The organism is Streptomyces sp. NPDC002867 (genome assembly GCF_053591895.1).
This window is the reverse complement of record NZ_JBSFUR010000042.1, coordinates 1-15,746: the sequence shown is the minus strand read 5'-3', so window position 1 is coordinate 15,746 and position 15,746 is coordinate 1. Positions and strand designations below refer to the sequence as shown.

The following is a 15,746-nucleotide window of genomic DNA, read 5'->3' as shown; positions in this document are numbered from 1 at the left end:
CGCACAGGTGCGTGGCTTGTTCGCGACGATCCGATAACGACTGATGAACGGGTCTTTAACTGACATCTACGCGCGTTACGATCGCGGCGAACCCAGCGCCGGAAGTGGCGCTTTCGGTCAGGTTTAAGGAGCCCCCCAGTGCGCCGGATCACCAGGATCGCCACCGTGGGCATCGCGTCCGCGGCTCTCGCACTGTCTGCCACCGCGTGTGGCAGCGACTCGTCGTCCTCCGCAGGTCCGGACGACAAGGGCGGCAAGGCCGCCATCGCCTACGACATCGGTGGCCGCGGCGACCAGTCCTTCAACGACGCCGCGTTCGCCGGTCTGGAGAAGGCCGAGAAGGAACTCGACATCGAGGGCAACGACGCCGAGCCCAGCGAGGGCGAGGGCGACCCGGACAAGATCCAGCGCCTGACCGCGCTGGCGCGGGCCGGCAACAACCCCGTGATCGGTGTCGGTTTCGCCTACGCGCCCGCCATCGCCGAGGTCGCGCCGAAGTTCCCGAAGACGACCTTCGGTCTCATCGACGACACCTCCAAGACCGGCCCGAACATCGCCAATCTGGTGTTCAACGAGGAGCAGGGCTCCTACCTGGCCGGCGTCGCCGCCGCCAAGGTGACGAAGACGAACACCGTCGGCTTCATCGGTGGTGTGGAGACCCCGCTGATCAAGAAGTTCGAGGCGGGCTTCGTCCAGGGCGTCAAGGACACCAAGAAGGGCGTCAACGTCAAGGTCCAGTACCTGACGCAGCCGCCGGACTTCGGTGGCTTCTCGAAGCCGGACCTCGGCAAGGCCGCGGCGCAGGGCCAGCTCGACGCGGGCGCGGACGTGATCTACGCGGCTGCCGGCCTCGCGGGCTCCGGTTCGATCGAGGCGACCGCCAAGGCCGGCAAGTGGGCCATCGGCGTCGACTCGGACCAGTACAACCAGAAGGGTCTGGCCACCTACAAGGACCAGATCCTGACCTCGGTCACCAAGAACGTCTCCGGTGCCGTGTTCAACCTGATCAAGTCGGTCCAGGACGGCAAGCCGCAGACCGGTGAGATCCGCTACGGCCTCGAGGACGACGGTGTCGCCCTGTCCCGCTCCAACCCGGCCTTCACCAAGATGACGGACGTCGTCGCGGCGGTCGACAAGGCCAAGGCCGACATCGCCGCCGGCAAGATCAAGGTCCAGACCGCTCCGTAACCGAGCGGCCGGTACCGCAGGTCCGCGGGCCCGGGGCGTGAGCCCCACGGCCCGCGGACCGGTTTCCGGCCCCCGGGTTTTGGTATTCGGGAGCGCTACGCGCGTAGAGGGCGTTCCGGCGCGATAACTTCGCCACGCCCCCAAGACCACCACAGCCCGCCCCTTCCGCCTGCCCTCCCGCTCCTTCCCGCCAAGGAGAGTGCGTCATCAACGCGTCCAGCCCTCCTGCCGCCGTAGAACTGCGCGGCATCACCAAGCGCTTCCCCGGCGTCGTCGCCAACCACGACATCGACATCACGATCCGCCAGGGCACCGTGCACGCCCTGGTCGGTGAGAACGGTGCCGGCAAGTCGACCCTGATGAAGATCCTCTACGGCATGCAGAAGCCGGACGAGGGCACCATCACCGTCGGCGGCGACCAGGTCACCTTCTCGAGCCCCGCCGACGCCATCGCACTGGGCATCGGCATGGTGCACCAGCACTTCATGCTGGCCGACAACCTCACCGTCCTGGAGAACGTCGTTCTCGGCGGCGAGAAGCTGTACGGCATCGGTGCCAAGGCCCGGAAGAAGATCCAGGAGATCTCCGACGCGTACGGCCTCGGCGTGCGTCCCGACGTCCTCGTCGAGCAGCTCGGCGTCGCCGACCGCCAGCGCGTCGAGATCCTCAAGGTCCTCTACCGCGGCGCCCGCACACTGATCCTCGACGAGCCGACCGCCGTGCTCGTCCCGCAGGAGGTCGACGCGCTCTTCGACAACCTGCGCGAACTCAAGTCCGAGGGCCTGACCGTCATCTTCATCTCGCACAAGCTGGGCGAGGTGCTGTCGGTCGCCGACGAGATCACGGTCATCCGCCGCGGTACGACGGTCGGCACCGCGGATCCGAAGAGCACCACGCCCAAGCAGCTCGCCGAGCTGATGGTCGGCAGCGAGCTGCCGTCGCCGGAGACCCGCGAGTCGACGGTCACGGACGTGCCGATGCTCAAGGTCGAGGACCTCAGGCTCACGGCGACCGACCCCGACGGCGTGGTCCGCGAGGTCCTCGCCGGAATCGGATTCACCATCCACAAGGGCGAAGTCATGGGCATTGCCGGTGTGGAGGGCAACGGCCAGACCGAGCTCATCGAGGCCCTGATGGGCCTGCGCGACCCCGACGCCGGTGTCGTCACGCTCGACGGCGCCGACATCTCGCACGCGGCCACCCGCAAGCGCCGCGAGGGCGGCATCGGCTACATCCCGGAGGACCGGCACCGGCACGGCCTGCTGCTGGAGTCGCCGCTGTGGGAGAACCGCATCCTCGGCCATGTGACGGAGAAGCCGAACAGCAAGAAGGGGTTGCTCGACCTCAAGGCCGCCCGCCAGGACACCGAGCGCATCGTGCGCGAGTACGACGTGCGCACGCCGGGCATCGAGGTCACCGCCGCCTCCCTGTCCGGCGGCAACCAGCAGAAGCTGATCGTCGGCCGCGAGATGAGCCACGCGCCGAAGCTGCTGATCGCCGCGCACCCCACCCGTGGTGTGGACGTCGGCGCGCAGGCGCAGATCTGGGACCAGATCCGCGAGGCGCGCCACGAGGGCCTGGCCGTGCTGCTGATCTCCGCCGACCTGGACGAGCTGATCGGGCTCTCCGACACCCTGCGGGTGATGTACCGCGGCCGTCTGGTCGCCGACGCCGACCCCGCCACGATCACCCCGGAGGAGTTGGGCTCCGCCATGACCGGTGCCGCGTCCGGCCACCTCGAGCACGACGAGAACGGTGAGAGCCGATGAAGAAGTTCGACAAGGACCGGCTGATCCTGGGCCTGGCCGGCCCGGCGCTCGCCCTGGTCGTGGCCTTCCTGCTCAGCTCCGTGGTGCTGCTGCTCTCCGACCTCAGCCCGGTCGAGCCGTACCGGCTGATGGCCGACCAGATCGAGTTCACGGACGTCCAGGTCCTGATCGTCAACCAGACCGGCATCTACTACCTGGCATCCCTGGCCGTCGCCATCGGCTTCCGGATGAACCTGTTCAACATCGGCGTCGACGGCCAGTACCGCCTCGCGGTCATGCTCGCCGCCGTCGTCGGTGCCGCGGTGGAACTACCCGGTCCGCTGCACGTCCTGCTGATCGTGCTCGTCGCCATGGCCGTCGGCGCCTTCTGGGCCGGCATCGCGGGCGTCCTCAAGACCACCCGCGGGGTGAGCGAGGTCGTCTCCACGATCATGCTGAACGCCATCGCGACCAGCCTGATCGCCTGGATGATCCTGCCGGCGAACCTCGGTGTGCGCCCGGAGGGCTCCAACGACCTGAACACCGGAATCATCGCCGAGTCCGGCTGGTTCCCCGGCCTGGCGCTGGACGGCGGCACCATCTACGGCTTCACCTTCGTCGCCTTCGCGCTCGGCATCGTCTACTGGTTCGTGCTGAATCGCACCCGCTTCGGTTTCGACCTGCGCGCCACCGGCGCCAGCGAGTCAGCCGCCCAGGCGAGCGGTGTGGACGCCAAGAAGATGGTCCTCACCGCCATGCTGATCTCCGGTGCCATGGCGGGACTGGCCGGTATGCCGATGCTGCTGGGCCAGACCCACACGTACAGCCTGAGCTTCCCCGTCGGTGTCGGTTTCACCGCCATCGGCATCGCCCTGCTCGGCCGCAACAATCCGATCGGCATCTTCTTCGCCTCACTGCTCTTCGCCTTCCTGGACAAGACGGCGGAAGGCATCGGCCTGGAGGGTTACCCGAAGGAGATCGCGGTGATCATGCAGGGCCTGATCGTGATCGCGGTCGTCGTGTCCTACGAACTGGTCCGTCAGTACGGGCTCCGCCGTCAGCAGCAGAAGGTCGGCGAGGAGCTCGCCGCGCAGGCCCGGAAGAAGAAGGAGGTGGCGGCATGAGCGAGTCGACGAGCACTGTCTCCATGGCGAGCACCGCGCCCAAGAAGGGCGGCGGCCGCCGCAAGCTGTCCCTGCCCGTCATCCTCCTGATCATCGCGGGCGGACTCGCCCTGTTCTCGCTGGTGCGGGTCATCAGCGGCGCGAACGACCTCACCTCCGTCGGCCAGGTCTCCGGCGCGCTCCAGCTCGCCGTGCCGATCGGTCTCGCCGGACTCGGCGGACTGTGGGCCGAGCGGGCCGGCGTCATCAACATCGGTCTCGAGGGCATGATGATCCTCGGCACCTGGTTCGGTGCCTGGGCGGGCTACCAGTGGGGCCCGTGGACCGGTGTGCTGCTCGGCATCGTCGGCGGTGCGCTCGGCGGTCTGCTGCACGCGGTGATGACGGTGACCTTCAAGGTCAACCACATCGTCTCCGGTGTCGCCATCACCATCCTGGCCACCGGCCTCACCCGCTACCTGTCGAACTTCACCTTCGCCGAGACCGAGGGCGGTTCCTCCAAGCAGTCGCCGCGCATCGACGCCATCGAGCGCATCACGGTCCCGGGGCTCTCCGACGCCTTGGGCGACCTCCAGGCCAAGCACTGGTTCTTCGTGTCCGACCTGGCCGGCGTCCTCGGCGGCCTGGTCACCAACCTGTCGCTGCTGACCGTCGTCGCGCTGCTGCTCGTCCCCGGCACCTGGTGGGTGCTGTGGCGCACCAGCTTCGGTCTGCGGCTGCGCTCCTGCGGTGAGAACCCGGTCGCCGCCGAGTCGCTCGGCGTCAACGTCTACAAGTACAAGTACATCGCCGTGATCGTCTCCGGCGGACTGGCCGGCCTCGGTGGCGCCTTCCTCGCGATCATCACCGGCATCTACCAGGAGGGCCAGACCGGCGGCCGCGGCTACATCGGTCTCGCCGCGATGATCTTCGGCAACTGGATGCCGGGCGGAATGGCACTGGGCGCGGGCCTGTTCGGCTTCACCGACAGCCTCAAGCTGCGCGGCGGCGCGGAGAACGTCCACGCGATGCTGCTGCTGCTCGCCATCCTGCTGCTGATCGCGGTGTTCTGGCTGCTCTACAAGAAGAAGTACGTCCAGGCCGTGGTTTCTGCTGCGTTCTCCGCGCTGCTGTTCACCTGGTACGCGCTGACGGACGAGCTGCCCAGCCAGTTCGTCGACGCCGCGCCGTATGTCGCCACGCTGCTCGTGCTGGCGGTGTCCGCACAGCGGCTGCGCATGCCCAGGGCCAACGGTCAGCCGTACTTCAGGGGCCAGGGCAAGTGACGGCGGCCGACGGCTTCGACTGGGAGGCCCTGCGGGTGCTGGCGCGCGAGGCGATGTCGCACGCGTACGCCCCGTACTCGGGCTTCCCGGTCGGGGTGGCGGCCCTCGTCGACGACGGCCGCACGGTCACGGGCTGCAACGTCGAGAACGCCTCGTACGGGCTCGGGCTGTGCGCCGAGTGCGGGCTGGTCTCGCAGCTGCAGGCGACCGGCGGCGGCCGGCTCACGCACTTCACGTGCGTGGACGGCGAGGGCGCGCTGCTCGTGCCGTGCGGGCGCTGCCGTCAGCTGTTGTACGAGTTCGGCGGGCCGGAGTTGCTACTGGACACGCCGGCGGGTGTCCTGCCGCTCTCCGAGATGCTGCCGCACGCCTTCGGCCCCGGCCATCTGTCGTAACCCCTTTGTTCCCCGCGGCCCTTCCGCTCCGGTGGGAGGGCCGCTCCCATACCCTTGCTCTGTGCGTCTAGAGCCGACTCGGCCGCGTGGAGCGACTCTGGAGGAATGCCATGGACGTCATCTCCGTCATCCGCACCAAGCGGGACCGGGGCGAGCTGAGCGACGAGCAGATCGACTGGGTCGTCGACGCGTACACGCGCGGCGAGGTCGCCGACGAGCAGATGTCGGCGCTCGCCATGGCCATCCTGCTGAACGGCATGAACCGCACGGAGATCGCCCGCTGGACCGCCGCGATGATCGCCAGCGGTGAGCGCATGGACTTCTCCTCGCTGAGCCGCCCGACCGCCGACAAGCACTCCACCGGCGGCGTCGGCGACAAGATCACGCTCCCGCTCGCCCCGCTGGTCGCCGCGTGCGGCGCGGCCGTGCCGCAGCTGTCCGGCCGCGGCCTCGGCCACACCGGCGGCACACTCGACAAGCTGGAGTCCGTCCCCGGCTGGCGCGCGCTGCTGTCCAACGAGGAGATGCTGCACGTCCTCGACACCACCGGCGCCGTCATCTGCGCGGCGGGCGACGGGCTCGCCCCCGCGGACAAGAAGCTCTACGCGCTGCGGGACGTCACCGGCACCGTCGAGGCGATCCCGCTGATCGCGTCCTCGATCATGTCGAAGAAGATCGCCGAGGGCACCGGCTCGCTCGTCCTGGACGTGAAGGTCGGCACCGGCGCGTTCATGAAGAACATCGAGGACGCCCGCGAACTGGCCTCCACCATGGTGGCACTGGGCACCGACAGCGGGGTGAAGACCGTGGCGCTGCTCACCGACATGTCCACCCCGCTCGGCCTCACCGCGGGCAACGCCCTCGAAGTCCGCGAATCCGTCGAGGTCCTGGCCGGCGGCGGCCCCCAGGACGTCATCGATCTCACCGTGGCCCTCGCCCAGGAGATGCTCGTTGCGGCCGGCATCAAGGACGCCGATCCGGCGAAGGCACTCGCCGACGGCTCCGCCATGGACGTCTGGCGCCGCATGATCGCTGCGCAGGGCGGCGACCCGGACGCCACCCTGCCGGTCGCTCGCGAGCAGCACGTCGTCACGGCCCCGTCCTCGGGCGTCCTGACCCGCCTGGACGCGTACGACGTCGGCGTGGCCGCCTGGCGCCTCGGCGCGGGCCGTGCCCGTAAGGAGGACCAGGTCCAGGCGGGTGCCGGCATCGAGATCCACGCCAAGCCCGGCGAGCCGGTGACCGCGGGCCAGCGCCTGCTGACCCTGCACACGGACACCCCGGAGAAGTTCGACTACGCCCTTGAGTCCCTGGAGGGCGCGTTCGACATCGCCCCGCCGGGCGCGGAGTTCTCGGCGACCCCGATCATCCTGGACCGCATCGCCTGAGCCCGGGGAGCCACCGGCGCCCGGCAGGGGGGCGAGTCCGCGCGGGCCGCGGCGATGAGTTCCCGCCGCGGTGCCGGTCATCCCCATGTGGACGCCATGCAGCCGATCGTCATGCGCATCGCCGGGAGGGTCGCCCCCGGCGATGCGCCACGTCTGTGCGAGGAGTTGAGCGCTCTCCTGAGGGACCTCGGCACGACGGCGTCGTCCCCTGGAACGGCGTGGGAAGACGACCCGGCGCCGGCCGGCAGCGCAGCGGCGGCGGACTCTGTGCCGGACCCGGACACGGCGGCTGGAGACGGTGCGGCGCGGCGCTGCCCGGCCGAGGTGGTGTGCGACGTCGGCGGGCTCGCCCGGACAAGCCTCGCCGTCGTCGACGCCCTCGCCCGCCTCCAGCTCACCGCCCGCCGCCACGGCGCCCGCATCCGCCTGCGGAACGCCCCGCCCGACCTCGTCGCCCTGCTCGACGTCGTCGGGCTGTCCGGGCCCGCCGGGCTGGGGGAGTCCACCGTGCGGGCCGGGTCTCGCCGGGGCGGGTCCTTTCACAGCGGCGGATGAGCTGCCAGGTGGGCCGGTCAGTGAATGCCTCAGTCCCGATTCCGGTCGGCCGGCCTGGCTTCGCAGGCCGGGATTCATCCGCGCTGCGAGGAGGTCTCCGCGCGGGTCGGCGCCTGTTCCCTGGTGGTCCGGACCCGGGCCTCGGTCACGGCCCGATGGAGGAGCCGGGACAGGCGCTGGTCGGCTTCGGGGGCGGTGAGCAGGACGCGGAGGGCGTGTTCGAGGTGGTGGTGGCCGGGGCCGTGCCACCACAGCATGTCGGCGATGCGGGCGGGTGTCGTCGCGGTCCGGGCTCGGGCGAGCCGGTGGGCCCGGGCGTGGCAGGCCGCGCTGCGGCGTTCAAGGCGCCGGGAGTCGGGCCGCACGCGGCGGGCTGCGTCCACGACCGTGCCCACCAGCAGCGGACCGTAGGCGCGGTCGGCGGGGTCCGCGTCGGCGAGATCGGCGGCCAGCGGCCACAGCGTATGGCGGGTCGTGTCGTCGACGGCGTCGTTGACCGCACGGGCGAGCGCGGCGAGTACCGGATGGGTGCCGGGCGGGCGGTCGGTGAAGCGGCCGGTGGCCAGCAGGGAGGTCGCCTCCATCAGGCAGGCGCCGTCGTCGGGGTGCAGATGGGTGAAGCGGCCTGGCACGGGGAGGCCGTCGGGGAGTCCGGCGCGTGGTGGCCTGCCCGGCTTGGGAGCGGGTGGGGTGGGCATCGTGGGCCTCCGCTGAGGTCACAGGCCAGTGATGGCGTCCAGGATCAGGTAGAGGGCGGCGGCGGGCAGCCCGGCTCCGGGGAAGGTGAGGATCCACGCGGTGCCGATGGAACGGGCCACCTGCCAGCGTACGGCCGAGATACGCCGGGTCGCGCCGGCGCCCAGGATGGCCGCGGTGATCGTCTGGGTGGTGGAGATCGGGGCCTTGAAGACGAACGCGGTGGTGTAGAGGACGGCCGTGGCGGCGGTCTCGGCGGCGAAGCCGCGCGGCGGGTCGAGGTGGACGATGCGCCGGCCGAGGGTGGTGATGATGCGACGTCCGCCGCTGTAGGTGCCGGCGGCCATCGCCGCGGCCACGGCCGCGATCACCCAAAGGGGTACGGAGAAGTCGTCCTGCCATCCCGCCGTGACCATCGCGAGGACGATGACGCCCATGGTCTTCTGCGCGTCCTGCAGCCCGTGTCCGAGGCCCATGGCGGCGGCTGAGACGGTCTGCGCCATACGGAAGCGGCGGGTGGTGGGGCGCGGGGCGGAGTGGCGGAACGTCCACAGGATGATCGTGTGCAGTGTGTAGCCGAGGGCCACGCCGACCAGCGGGGACAGCAGCATGGGCAGCAGGACCTTGTCCACAATGCCGGTCCAGTGCACGGTAGCGGAGGCGGCGAGGGCGGCACCGACCAGTCCGCCGATCAGGGCGTGCGAGGACGAGGTCGGCAGCCCCCGCCACCAGGTGAAGATGTTCCAGCCGATCGCGCCGAGGAGCGCGCACATCACCAGCAGCAGGCCCGACAGTTCCTCAGGCGCACCGATGATGCCGCTGCCGACGGTCTTGGCGACCTCGGTGCCCAGGAAAGCGCCGAGGAAGTTCATCACGGCGGCCATGGCCAGGGCAATGCGGGGAGTGAGGGCCCGGGTGGAGATGGAGGTGGCAATCGCGTTCGCGGCGTCGTGGAAGCCGTTGGTGAAGTCGAACGTCAGCCCCACAATGATGATCAGCACCACCAGAGTGAGCTCCATGGCCGGATCACCTTTCGCCACGCACACGGTCACGGCACCGGACGGCCGCAGGCGCCCTCGCCCTGTCTCCATCCTGCCGTGAAAAGCCCCCCGGGAGCCGGGCACGGACACGCGACACGCACATCAGCGGCTTCGACGACCCGGACACCACGTGGGCCAGACCGAGTCCGACACCGCGGAGCTGTTCTGCAACGACGCGAGGGTGCCGGGCGCCCATGGGATCGGCGAGGTCGACCAGGGCTTCCTCCGCATGCTGGAGCGGCTGCCCCGGTAACGCCATGGCGGCGGCTCGGTGCGGATCACCACCGGGATCACGACGGTTGGACAACAGCGGCCCGGTCCCCACGATCGTGGAGACCGGGCCCGGGCAGGTGACCGCCTCAGAACTGCAAGAGCTGCGGCACCTTTCCTTCCATCAGACAGCGGTTGGCGAAGGTCTCCTCGTAGGAGAGGCGGCGGCCCTCCCACACGCCGTCGATCGTGACGGTCACCGGGTCGTAGATCTGCGGACACAGGCGCTCGTTGCTGTCCTCGACGAGCAGAGCCGGCCGGCCGTCGACGCTGCGCAGCTCGGCACAGGCGGCACGTGCGTCGGGGTGGTCCCCGCCGGGTGCCGGACTGCACCGCAGCGTCACCGCCCGCTGCATCGTCGCTGCCGCCGCGTTCTCTCCCTTCCCGACGGCCAGCACCATCGCCGAGGGAGCGTACAAGCTGCTCGGTCGTGCCGACTCGGCGTGGGCCGGGCCCGCAAGGAGGACGGTCGAGCACGCCACCAGCCCTGCGGTTGCCATGGCCTTTCCTGCGAGGTGTCGCATGGAGCACTCCTTTGCTCGAAGGCGTCTGCCGATACGAGCAGCGTTGCGTACGCATGAGTCAAAAGCACACCGTAGGCAACTATTTCGGACGCGCGTTGTGGGTATGCCCTGTCTGATTCGCGCATCGGTGCAGCTCACCAGCACAGCCGGCTCCTTCGATCCACGGGGCCACAACCGCACCACCCGCCTGACGCCTTGCCGCCGCGTTCTTCCTACCAGCAGCGCAAGGGGCACATGCTCGCGCACCGGCTGCCTCACCTCGGCCGAAAAGTCCCCCTTCGCCCTGCCGGCCGCTGCCCGACGGCCGTGCGAGGCCCAAGTGCGGAGAGCCGCCCCGGCCGTGGACGCCGGCTGCAGTCCGGCGGCGGCTTACCGGTCGGTCATCGGTGCCCCGGACTTGTCCAGTCGCGCCGGCAGGTCGAACAGCGGGAACCAGCGCTTGGTGTCCAGGAAGAAGTCCATCCCGCCGACCTTGCCGTCCCGCAGCTCCAGGACGATCAGGGCCCACGGCTCGTAGCCCTCGCCGTCCTGGCTCGGGTGGTAGTGCGCGAACGCCGGGACGCCGTTCGCCACGGTCGGGACGAGCCGGGAGCCGCGGCAGACCTCGCCGACGCCCAGCATCCAGCCCACGATGTCGTCGTGCCCGCGCAGCCACAGGTCGTACGGCGGCATGGACATCGTCGCGTCCTCGTGGAGCAGCGCCGTCAGGGCCTTCATGTCGTACCCCTCGAAGGCCGCGACATAGCGGTTCAGCAGGTCCTGCTGCTCCTCGTCGAGCGGGGCCGCCGCGTCCGCAGCCGTCGGCTCCTGCTCGGCGAGCGTGGCGCGGGCGCGCTGGAGGGCGCTGTTCACCGAGGCCACCGTGGTGCCCAGCAGCTCGGCCACCTCGCTCGCCTTCCAGGCCAGCACCTCGCGCAGGATCAGCACGGCGCGCTGCTTGGGCGGCAGGTGCTGGAGCGCCGCGACGAACGCCAGCCGGATCGTCTCCCGCTCCACGGCGGTCTCCGCCGGGTCCACGACCGACGGCAGCACGCGCCCGTCCGGCACCGGCTCCAGCCAGGTGATCTCCGGACGGGCGTTGAGCTGGGCCTGGGCGACCGGGGTGGGGTCGGTCAGGTCCATCGGCCGCGCGCGGCGGTTGCCCGCGTTGAGCATGTCCAGGCAGACGTTGGTCGCGATGCGGTAGAGCCAGGAGCGCAGTGAGGAGCGACCCTCGAACTTCTCGATGTTGCGCCAGGCGCGGACCATCGTGTCCTGGACCGCGTCCTCGGCCTCGAAGGACGAGCCCAGCATGCGGTAGCAGTAGCCGGTCAGCTCCCTGCGGTGCTGCTCCAGCCGCGCGTCGAGATCCTGCGTAGCGAGGTCACTCATCGGTCCACCCTGTCACCCATCGGCACCAGCGGTTCGAAAGCTACCGCAGCCCACTGACAATCAGGCCCGAGCCGGTGAATCCGGGAGCGGCCGGGCCGCTCCCGTGGGACCGTGGAGGGGCGTGTGACCGACGGGCTCAGGTGCCGGGCTTGCGCCCGTACACGTAGACGTCGTCGCCGTTCTTCAACAGGTTCCAGTATGCCTTCGCGTCCGCGGAGCGCATGTTCACGCAGCCGCCGGAGCCGGGCGGGTTCCACATGGACTTCGTCGTGGAGTGGAACGCCTGTCCGCCGTCGAAGAACTGGGAGTACGGCATCCGCACGTTGTAGAGCGTCGACCAGTGGTTGATGTTGCGCCAGTAGATCTTCTTCGCGCCGGTGCGGGTCTCGGTGCCGTTCTTGCCGGTGCGCACCGGCACCGGGCCGTACTTGAGCGTCCGGCCGTCCTGGATCCAGCTGAGCTGCCGGGTCAGGTCGACGCACGCGATACGGCCCTTGTCGGTCGGGCACTTGCCCGCCTTGTTCGGGTTGGTCCCCGCCGCTCGCTGCGCGAGCATCGTGTTCATCGTGCGCCAGGTGATCGGGCCCGCGTAACCGATCGTGGGCGTGATGCCGTGCTTGGCCTGGAAGGCGCGGATCGCCTGGCAGTCGGTTGCCGACTGGCGCCCGTCGACCGGGCGGCCGAGGAACTTCTCGACCTGCTTCTGGTACGGACCCGTCGACGTGGTGCACGACGCGGCGTGCGCGGTGCCGCTGCCGAGCGCCACGCCGAGCGGGAGCAGCATGCCGGTCAGCCCGAGCAGCACTCCCGTACGTCCTATTCTGCCCCTCATGTCCCCCAACTCCCCTTCGCATCCCTTCCGGTTGGGATGGTCTGCCGGTTGAGACACGCGAAGGGGGGCGGTAGTTGCACGGACGGGGGACGTATTCGCGACGTATTCCGGCCGGTACCCCGAAAGGTGTGACCGGCGCCGTTACGCGGCCGTCGCGAGGCGCCGCTGCTGCGCCCGCGCGGCGTGCGTCCCGTACAGCGTGACCGACACGACGCCGAACACGGCCAGGAGCCCCAGGGCCACCGTGGCGGACCAGCCGCCGGCGTGGAAGGCGATGGCGCCGAGCGTGCCGCCCGCGCTGCTGCCCAGGTAGTACGCGGACTGGTACAGCGCCGACGCCTGGGCGCGGCCCGTCTTCGCCGTACGGCTCACCGAGGACGACGCGACGGCGTGGCCGGCGAAGAATCCGGCGGTGATCAGGACCAGGCCGAGCAGCACGGCGGCCAGCGCATCGGCGAGCGAGAGCAGCAGGCCGGCGGCCGTCGTGGTGACGGCGAGGTACAGCGCGCCGCGCCGGCCCAGCCGCGCGACCAGCTTCCCGACGGCCGCGGACGAGACCGTGCCGACGAGGTAGACCAGGAAGATCGAGCCGATCACGCCCTGGGGGAGGTCGAAGGGAGCCTCCACCAGCCGGTAGCCGATCACCGTGTAGACCGCGCCGAAGACGGTCATGAAGAGCGCGCCGATCGCGTACAGCCGCATCAGCAGCGGGTCGGACAGATGGCCGCGGACCGTCCTCGCCAGGGCGAGGGGGCTGAGGGAACCCGGCGTGAAGTGCCGTGCCCGGGGGAGCAGCGCCCGGAAGACGAGCGCGCACGCCAGTGCCATCAGGCCGACCGCGGCGAGCGCGACCCGCCAGTCCGCGAGCTGGGCCACCCAGCCGGTGAGGATGCGGCCGCTCATGCCGCCGATGCTGTTGCCCGCGACGAACAGGCCGATCGCCGCCACCAGCGCCTTGGGCCTGACCTCCTCCGCGAGGTACGCCATCGCCGAGGCCGGCAGTCCCGCCAGTGCCGCGCCCTGCAGGGCGCGCAGCGCAACCAGCCACTCCAGGTTCGGCGCGAACGGCACCAGCAGACCGAGGACGACCGCCACCGCGAGCGACACGGTCATGACCGTGCGCCGGCCGAAGCGCTCGGACAGGGCGCTCAGCGGCAGGACGCACAGGGCCAGCGCGCCCGTCGCGGCGGACACCGTCCAGCTGGCGGCGCCGGCGGTCACGCCGAAATCGGCGGAGACGGCGGGGAGCAGTGCCTGCGTGGAGTAGAGCAGGGCGAAGGTCGCCATTCCGGCGGCGAAGAGCGCGAAGCTCATGCGGCGGTAGCCGGGCGCGCCGGGGGAGAGCCTGGTGTCGGTGGCGGGGGACGGCGAGGCGGCGCCCACGGTGGTGGGCGCCTTGGTACTGGCAGGAGGCATATGTCGAAGGTAGGCCGCTCTTTTTCATGCGTCCAATGCATGAAACGGCGATAATCGTTCCCATGGTGCATGACCACAGTTCAGGGGCTCGCCTGTCACGAGGCAGTTACGAAGAAGACGTCGCGCTGGTGCTCGCGCCACGGCTCGCGTACTTCGCGGGGGTCGCGCGGGAGGAGCATGTGACACGGGCCGCGCAGGAGATGGGTGTGCCGCAGTCGACGCTCTCGCGCGCCATGGTCCGGCTCGAACAGGACCTGGGAGTCACGCTGTTCGCGCGCAAGGGCCGCACGGTGTCGCTGACCCCGGCCGGCCGCGCCTTCCTCGCCTCGGCGGAACGGGCGCTGTCCGAGATCGAGCGGGCGGCCGAGGCGGTCCGGGCGGACGCCGACCCGCGCGCGGGCAAGGTCGCCTTCGGATTCCTCCACACGATGGGCTCCGAGACGGTGCCGGGCCTGATCCGCGCCTTCCGCGCCGACCACCCCGGGATCCGCTTCACCCTGGTCCAGAACTACGGCGAGGCCATGATCGAACGGCTCCGGGCCGGCGAACTCGACCTGTGCCTGACCTCGCCGGTCCCGGACGCGCCCGACCTGGTCGCGCGCCGCCTCGACGAACAGCGCCTGCGGCTGGTCGTCCCCGACGACCACCGCCTGGCCGCGCGCAGGCGCGTCCGCCTGGCGGAGGCCGCGGAAGAAGCCTTCGTCACGCTCGAACCGGGCTACGGACTGCGCCGCATCACCGACGACCTGTGCGCGCAGGCGGGCTTCACGCCGCGCGTCGCGTTCGAGGGGGAGGAGGCGGAGACGCTGCGCGGACTGGTGGCGGCGGGCCTGGGAGTCGCCCTCCTCCCGCCGCCCGCGGTGGCCCGCCCAGGCGTCGTCGAACTGACGGTCACGGCGCCGAGGGCGGTCCGCGAGATCGGCGTGGCGTGGCTGGACGGCCACCCGGACACGCCACCGGTGGCAGCGTTCAAACGCTTCCTGCTCTCCCGCCGCGGCAACGTGCTGGCGTAGCCCGGGGGCCTTTCCCCCACCCCGCCCCTTCCCGTGGCTGGGGGCTCCGCCCCCAGCCCCCCTCGGGCGCTGGGGGCTGCCGCCCGCCCCGGGCTGCGGCAGCTTCGCGCCGCGGTGATGTCCCTTCCCGTAACTGGGGCTACGCGCCCAGACCCTCGCGGGGGCGGAGGCCATGGGGGGCGCCGCCCCCTGCCCCGGGCTGCGGCAGCTTCGCGCCGCCGGGCCTCCCGCGGTCAGGCCCCTTGCCGGGGCAGAGGCCTCGAGCGCTGCCGGCCCGCCGCTCCCCGTAACCAGGGGGCTCCGCCCTGAGGCCTCTGCAGGGGGAGGTCAAGGGGGCTGCCGCCCCGTGCCCCCGGCTGCGGCGGCCTCGCGCCGCCGGGCCCTTCACGTAACGAGGGCTGCGCCGCCAGGCCGCTGCGGGACGAAGGCCACGGAGAAGGCCGCCCTCGCGCAGGTCGCCGCCGCCGGAATCGTCGGGGCTGAGCACTGCGTCGACGTCACGGCGCACTTGGACCGGGGCGCGGCGTCGTTGGCGGCGCACGAGACGTACCTCCGCAACCTCGCGGGAGGCCTCGACCCTGAGCGGTTCCTGCGCCGCCAGGCCGCTGACGCCGGGCGCCGCGCGGGAGTGCCGCCGGCAGTCGCCTTCGAGGTCCCGCTGTGAGGAGGGATCAGCGACCGGTGCCCTTCCGCGGCTCCCGCCTGCCGGCCGCGACCTCGTCGAACTGTGCCAGCTGCTGTGCGGTGATCTCCCGGAAGGCGCCCTTGAACACCGCGTACTTCCGCTCGCCGATCGCCTCTGCATGCCGCTGCTCGATGGCGGCCATGATCGCGTCCGACTTCTCCATCTGGTCCCGGCCGCGGCGAGTGGGGACGATCAGCTTGGCCCGCCGGTCCCGGGGGTCGGGCCGGCGCTCCACG

16 protein-coding genes and 1 pseudogene are annotated in these 15,746 nt (G+C 70.9%); 10 read left to right on the top strand and 7 right to left on the bottom strand.

Annotated features, from left to right (window positions below; genetic code table 11):
- Window positions 1-138 precede the first annotated feature (138 nt).
- The 7 genes from ACWD0A_RS28055 to ACWD0A_RS28025 all read left to right on the top strand — a co-directional run bounded on the left by ACWD0A_RS28055 (window position 139) and on the right by ACWD0A_RS28025 (window position 7,663).
- Window positions 139-1,188, top strand: a complete 1,050-nt coding sequence (locus ACWD0A_RS28055; protein ID WP_451302530.1) for a BMP family lipoprotein — start codon at window positions 139-141, stop codon at window positions 1,186-1,188.
- A gap of 206 nt (window positions 1,189-1,394) precedes the next feature.
- The gene (locus ACWD0A_RS28050; protein ID WP_451302583.1) at window positions 1,395-2,957 is read left to right on the top strand and encodes an ABC transporter ATP-binding protein; all 1,563 of its coding nucleotides are present in this window, start codon (window positions 1,395-1,397) and stop codon (window positions 2,955-2,957) included.
- Window positions 2,954-4,060 (top strand): ABC transporter permease, encoded by a 1,107-nt coding sequence (locus tag ACWD0A_RS28045; protein ID WP_451302528.1) that lies wholly within the window; start codon window positions 2,954-2,956, stop codon window positions 4,058-4,060. The genes ACWD0A_RS28050 and ACWD0A_RS28045 overlap by 4 nt, the downstream gene beginning before the upstream one ends.
- Window positions 4,057-5,325: an ABC transporter permease gene (locus tag ACWD0A_RS28040; RefSeq protein WP_307713821.1), complete on the top strand. Its 1,269-nt coding sequence runs from the start codon at window positions 4,057-4,059 to the stop codon at window positions 5,323-5,325. Before ACWD0A_RS28045 ends, ACWD0A_RS28040 begins: the two co-directional genes overlap by 4 nt.
- Window positions 5,322-5,720: a cytidine deaminase gene (locus tag ACWD0A_RS28035; RefSeq protein WP_451302526.1), complete on the top strand. Its 399-nt coding sequence runs from the start codon at window positions 5,322-5,324 to the stop codon at window positions 5,718-5,720. The genes ACWD0A_RS28040 and ACWD0A_RS28035 overlap by 4 nt, the downstream gene beginning before the upstream one ends.
- 110 nt (window positions 5,721-5,830) lie before the next feature.
- Window positions 5,831-7,108: a thymidine phosphorylase gene (locus tag ACWD0A_RS28030; protein WP_451302524.1), complete on the top strand. Its 1,278-nt coding sequence runs from the start codon at window positions 5,831-5,833 to the stop codon at window positions 7,106-7,108.
- 96 nt (window positions 7,109-7,204) lie between these two features.
- On the top strand, window positions 7,205-7,663 hold the full coding sequence (locus ACWD0A_RS28025) for an STAS domain-containing protein (RefSeq protein WP_451302522.1): 459 nt from the start codon (window positions 7,205-7,207) through the stop codon (window positions 7,661-7,663).
- Window positions 7,664-7,737: 74 nt separating this feature from the next.
- Here the strand turns inward: ACWD0A_RS28025 and ACWD0A_RS28020 are convergent, their stop codons facing one another.
- Together ACWD0A_RS28020 and ACWD0A_RS28015 are read right to left on the bottom strand one after the other, a co-directional pair.
- Window positions 7,738-8,361 (bottom strand): hypothetical protein, encoded by a 624-nt coding sequence (locus ACWD0A_RS28020; RefSeq protein ID WP_451302520.1) that lies wholly within the window; start codon window positions 8,359-8,361, stop codon window positions 7,738-7,740.
- An 18-nt stretch (window positions 8,362-8,379) separates the two neighbouring features.
- Entirely contained in the window at window positions 8,380-9,378 is a 999-nt protein-coding gene (locus tag ACWD0A_RS28015; RefSeq protein WP_451302518.1) for an anion permease, read from the bottom strand.
- 151 nt (window positions 9,379-9,529) lie between these two features.
- On the opposite strand from ACWD0A_RS28015, the gene ACWD0A_RS28010 reads away from it, so the two are divergent.
- Window positions 9,530-9,652 (top strand): hypothetical protein, encoded by a 123-nt coding sequence (locus ACWD0A_RS28010; protein ID WP_451302516.1) that lies wholly within the window; start codon window positions 9,530-9,532, stop codon window positions 9,650-9,652.
- 106 nt (window positions 9,653-9,758) lie between these two features.
- Here the strand turns inward: ACWD0A_RS28010 and ACWD0A_RS28005 are convergent, their stop codons facing one another.
- The 4 genes from ACWD0A_RS28005 to ACWD0A_RS27990 form a co-directional block, all read right to left on the bottom strand.
- Window positions 9,759-10,193: a subtilase-type protease inhibitor gene (locus ACWD0A_RS28005; RefSeq protein ID WP_451302514.1), complete on the bottom strand. Its 435-nt coding sequence runs from the start codon at window positions 10,191-10,193 to the stop codon at window positions 9,759-9,761.
- Between the two features lie 369 nt (window positions 10,194-10,562).
- On the bottom strand, window positions 10,563-11,564 hold the full coding sequence (locus ACWD0A_RS28000; protein WP_451302512.1) for a sigma-70 family RNA polymerase sigma factor: 1,002 nt from the start codon (window positions 11,562-11,564) through the stop codon (window positions 10,563-10,565).
- A gap of 136 nt (window positions 11,565-11,700) precedes the next feature.
- The gene (locus ACWD0A_RS27995; RefSeq protein ID WP_451302581.1) at window positions 11,701-12,348 is read right to left on the bottom strand and encodes a L,D-transpeptidase family protein; all 648 of its coding nucleotides are present in this window, start codon (window positions 12,346-12,348) and stop codon (window positions 11,701-11,703) included.
- A gap of 189 nt (window positions 12,349-12,537) precedes the next feature.
- Window positions 12,538-13,812 (bottom strand): MFS transporter, encoded by a 1,275-nt coding sequence (locus tag ACWD0A_RS27990; RefSeq protein WP_451302510.1) that lies wholly within the window; start codon window positions 13,810-13,812, stop codon window positions 12,538-12,540.
- 62 nt (window positions 13,813-13,874) lie between these two features.
- Between ACWD0A_RS27990 and ACWD0A_RS27985 the strand changes: the two genes are divergently transcribed.
- Together ACWD0A_RS27985 and ACWD0A_RS27980 are read left to right on the top strand one after the other, a co-directional pair.
- Window positions 13,875-14,825, top strand: coding sequence for a LysR family transcriptional regulator (locus ACWD0A_RS27985; RefSeq protein ID WP_451302508.1), 951 nt, complete (start codon window positions 13,875-13,877; stop codon window positions 14,823-14,825).
- A 346-nt stretch (window positions 14,826-15,171) separates the two neighbouring features.
- Window positions 15,172-15,489 (top strand): hypothetical protein, encoded by a 318-nt coding sequence (locus ACWD0A_RS27980; protein WP_451302506.1) that lies wholly within the window; start codon window positions 15,172-15,174, stop codon window positions 15,487-15,489.
- Window positions 15,490-15,496: 7 nt separating this feature from the next.
- Here the strand turns inward: ACWD0A_RS27980 and ACWD0A_RS27975 are convergent.
- Window positions 15,497-15,746: pseudogene (locus tag ACWD0A_RS27975) on the bottom strand (MarR family transcriptional regulator); the annotation flags it as partial.

Bases quoted from the DNA above. Each gene is read 5' to 3' on its own strand.
- ACWD0A_RS28045 (WP_451302528.1), top strand. From the start codon at position 2,954: ATGAAGAAGTTCGACAAGGACCGGCTGATCCTGGGCCTGGCCGGCCCG.
- ACWD0A_RS28040 (WP_307713821.1), top strand. From the start codon at position 4,057: ATGAGCGAGTCGACGAGCACTGTCTCCATGGCGAGCACCGCGCCCAAG.
- ACWD0A_RS28030 (WP_451302524.1), top strand. From the start codon at position 5,831: ATGGACGTCATCTCCGTCATCCGCACCAAGCGGGACCGGGGCGAGCTG.
- ACWD0A_RS28025 (WP_451302522.1), top strand. From the start codon at position 7,205: ATGCAGCCGATCGTCATGCGCATCGCCGGGAGGGTCGCCCCCGGCGAT.
- ACWD0A_RS28020 (WP_451302520.1), bottom strand. From the start codon at position 8,361: ATGCCCACCCCACCCGCTCCCAAGCCGGGCAGGCCACCACGCGCCGGA.
- ACWD0A_RS28015 (WP_451302518.1), bottom strand. From the start codon at position 9,378: ATGGAGCTCACTCTGGTGGTGCTGATCATCATTGTGGGGCTGACGTTC.
- ACWD0A_RS28005 (WP_451302514.1), bottom strand. From the start codon at position 10,193: ATGCGACACCTCGCAGGAAAGGCCATGGCAACCGCAGGGCTGGTGGCG.
- ACWD0A_RS28000 (WP_451302512.1), bottom strand. From the start codon at position 11,564: ATGAGTGACCTCGCTACGCAGGATCTCGACGCGCGGCTGGAGCAGCAC.
- ACWD0A_RS27995 (WP_451302581.1), bottom strand. From the start codon at position 12,348: ATGCTGCTCCCGCTCGGCGTGGCGCTCGGCAGCGGCACCGCGCACGCC.
- ACWD0A_RS27990 (WP_451302510.1), bottom strand. From the start codon at position 13,812: ATGCCTCCTGCCAGTACCAAGGCGCCCACCACCGTGGGCGCCGCCTCG.
- ACWD0A_RS27985 (WP_451302508.1), top strand. From the start codon at position 13,875: ATGGTGCATGACCACAGTTCAGGGGCTCGCCTGTCACGAGGCAGTTAC.